Source organism: Frankia sp. KB5 (genome assembly GCF_002099325.1).
GTDB lineage: Bacteria > Actinomycetota > Actinomycetes > Frankiales > Frankiaceae > Frankia > Frankia casuarinae.
In genome coordinates this window covers 1-3,083 of sequence record NZ_MRUJ01000360.1, presented here as the reverse complement: position 1 = coordinate 3,083, position 3,083 = coordinate 1, and the positions used below count along the sequence as shown (strand labels likewise).

At 67.0% G+C, this 3,083-nt stretch carries 3 protein-coding genes; 1 reads left to right on the top strand and 2 read right to left on the bottom strand.

Annotated elements, in window-relative coordinates:
- Both KBI5_RS24305 and KBI5_RS24300 read right to left on the bottom strand, forming a co-directional pair.
- The coding region (locus KBI5_RS24305; protein ID WP_133057159.1) for a hypothetical protein at nucleotides 1-275 on the bottom strand (275 nt) is incomplete at its 3' end.
- 445 nt (nucleotides 276-720) lie between these two features.
- On the bottom strand, nucleotides 721-1,638 hold the full coding sequence (locus KBI5_RS24300) for an IS5 family transposase (RefSeq protein ID WP_085016597.1): 918 nt from the start codon (nucleotides 1,636-1,638) through the stop codon (nucleotides 721-723).
- A 335-nt stretch (nucleotides 1,639-1,973) separates the two neighbouring features.
- Between KBI5_RS24300 and KBI5_RS24295 the strand changes: the two genes are divergently transcribed.
- Nucleotides 1,974-2,966 carry a polyprenyl synthetase family protein gene (locus KBI5_RS24295; RefSeq protein WP_241883170.1) on the top strand — a complete coding sequence of 331 codons (993 nt, stop codon included), beginning with the start codon at nucleotides 1,974-1,976 and terminating at the stop codon, nucleotides 2,964-2,966.
- Nucleotides 2,967-3,083 lie beyond the last annotated feature (117 nt).

Below are 3,083 nucleotides of genomic sequence, written 5' to 3'. Positions count from 1 at the left end.
GCCGCGGACACCAGGTGGCTGACGCGCTGTTCGCGGGCAGTGTCGAGGGCGAACGTCGCCTCCAGCAGCGACCGCTGCAGCCGGCGGCCGTCCTGCTCGATCACCTTCTCCCGGTCGCCGTGATCCGCCCCGGCGGCGTCGCCCACCGCCCAGCCGATCAGCGAGGAGAACCCCTCCACCGGGCCGGCGAGCAGGGCGGCGGTCTCGGGGTCCAGCGGCACCGTGCCGCCGTCCTCGTTCACCCGCATCACCGTCACCGACACAGAAACCGCCACCACCGCGCCTCCGAAGCCTGCCTGGGACATGAGGGCCAACTCCGGGCATGATCTCAGACTTCGGCCGGAAACCGGTTGACCCGACAGCGCACCCTCCCGCCCATCCGGGGTCAGGACAGACCTCGCATCGACCGCTGACCAGCACAGATCACATTGGGTAATGCCCTGAACGTCATACCACGTCCAGACACTCCGGCTTCAAGCAGATTCACGCCAGATCAGATCGAAATCACGCCTTTCAAAAAGACGCACYCCGCAACACCCTGATTCCGTTCGGCCTCGGGAGTCGTAAATGCATGGGGGATGTCTTCGCGATGACGGAAGTCTCTGTGATGCTTACGGTGATCCTGCAGCGTTTGGAGGCTGAGCGCGGCCCCCGGATCACGCACCTCACCGCGGCTAGGCTTCACCATGAAGCCCGCCCGGCTCCGTCTAAGAAGGTGTTTTAGATCTTGTTGTGGCTACTCCCTGTAGTGGATGGTGTGGTCTGGTCGCTGTTCGCGAGCTGGCGGGGTAGGCGTCGGACCATGGTCCGTATCATGGCCAGGCGGATGAACGTCTCGGAGATCGCGGGTTTTCTTTCATAGTCGCGGGCGAGCCTGCGGTGCGCGGTGATCCACGAGAGCGTTCTCTCCACGACCCAGCGTTTCGGGAGGGGCTCGAAGCCGCGTTGCCCGGGGTTTTTCCGGACGATCTCGACGGTGGTTTTCATCACGTCGGCCGCCCAGTCCACGAAGCGTCCGGCGAAACCGCCGTCAGCGAACAGGTGGCGGCACTGCCGGTGGTCGAAATAGTGATCCACCATGATCCGCTTAGCGCCATCGCGGTCCTGGACGCTGGTGGGCAGGACGAGGACGCTCAGTAGGAGTCCCAGCGTGTCCGTGATGAGGAACCGCTTGCGGCCGTTGACCTTCTTGCCCGCGTCGTAGCCGAGGGAGRCCGCATCCACGGTCTGAGCGCCCTTCACCGACTGCGAGTCGATCACCCCCGCTGTTGGCTGCCGGTCTCTGCCCTCAAGCTCACGGGAGGTGTCCCGCAACGCATCGTGGACCCGGGCAATGACACCCTTGTCATGCCAGCGGGCAAAGAACCCGTAGACCGTTTCCCACGGTGGCAGGTCCCTCGGCAGCGAACGCCACGAACAGCCCGTATGCGTCACATACAGAATCGCGTTCACGATCTCCCGGCGGGGATGTGCCTCCCGCCGGCCATCCTTCGACACCGGCGGTAGCAACGGCTCCACCAACGCCCATTCCGCGTCGGACAGATCAGAGGGATACGGGTCAGACCGAGGCATGACCCGACCGTCCCGACCCGACAGCCCCAGCACGCCCAACTCGACCCAAGCGACCACACACAGCACACAGTGTTCAAGATCTAAAACAGCTACTAAGGGTTACGCCACGGACAGCGGGCGGGGGCAATTGATCGTAACGACGCCTCGACCGGTTGAGCCTGATGGCGTCGAGGGACTGGATGGTGGTTGGGCCGGCGGCAGCAATCGACGATCGAGGAGCGGGAGCTGATTTCTCTAGAGCTGGACACGGACCGGTCAACCGCAGCGCGAGTCGAACGAGAACACCAACACACGGGAGTGGAGCTGCTGCGACCAATCGAGCACCGATCCACACCGCGCTCCTTCGCGGCCCGCGAACGCGCCGGACCGCGGCACAGTTGATCGCCGAGGCGAGGGCGCGCGTGGAGCCGGCCCATCGAGCCGTGGTCGAGGTGCTGCCCGCTGAGATCAAGCACGTGGCGGGTTACCACATCGGCTGGTGGGRCGCCCACGGACGGCCGGCCGACCACATGGGCAAGGCGGTGCGTCCCACGTTGACGCTAGCGAGCGCCCGTGCGGCCGGATGGCTCGCGGAAACGGCGGAGACAGCGGAGACGGCCCGTGCGGTTGTTGCGGCGGCAGTGGCGGTTGAACTTGTGCACGACTTCTCGTTGCTTCACGACGATGTGATGGACGAGGACCTGAGCCGGCGGCACCGGAAGGCCGCCTGGGCGGTTTTCGGGACCCCGCTGGCGATTCTGGTCGGTGACGTTCTGTTCGCGGCGGCCCTGCAGGTGATGGCGGCCGAAGGGCCGGCAGGTTCCCGGGGCGTGCCAGTGCTGGCCGCGGCCGTGCAGGACCTGGCCGCCGGGCAGTCGGCCGATCTTGCGTTCGAGGGACGCGGCGAGGTGTCGCTGCCCGAATGCCTGGCAATGGCCGAGGGCAAGACCGGCGCCCTGCTCGGGGCGGCCTGCCAGCTCGGGGCCATGGCGGTCGGGGCTGAGGACGGCGTCGCTGCCTGCTATCGCGAGTTCGGGCGGCAGCTGGGGCTGGCGTTCCAGCTGGTCGATGATGCCCTGGGGATCTGGGGCGACCCGAAGGTGACGGGCAAACCGGTCGGTTCCGACCTCCGCGCCCGCAAGAAATCCCTCCCTGTTGTGGCCGCACTCGCCTCCGGCACGGTTGCGGGCGAGCGTCTGGCCACGCTGTACGGGCGGAAGGAGGCGATGGACCAGCAGGCCGTCGCCCGCGCCACTCACCTGATCGAGCAGGCCGGCGGCCGGGACTGGACGGTCACCGAGGCGCGGTGYCGGACCGAGGCAGCCCTGAGCGCGCTGGCGCAAGCCGAACCGGATCCGGACGCGGAAGGACACCTGCGGACCCTGGCCGCACTCGTGACCCACCGGGACCGTTGACAGCGGTAACGGCCGAAGCCCCGTCCAAGGCCGCCACGTGGTGGATGGTCGAGCAAGCGTAGGGCATGCGTTCGTCCAGAACATCCGCCGCGGCCACTACGAACTCGGGATCGACAC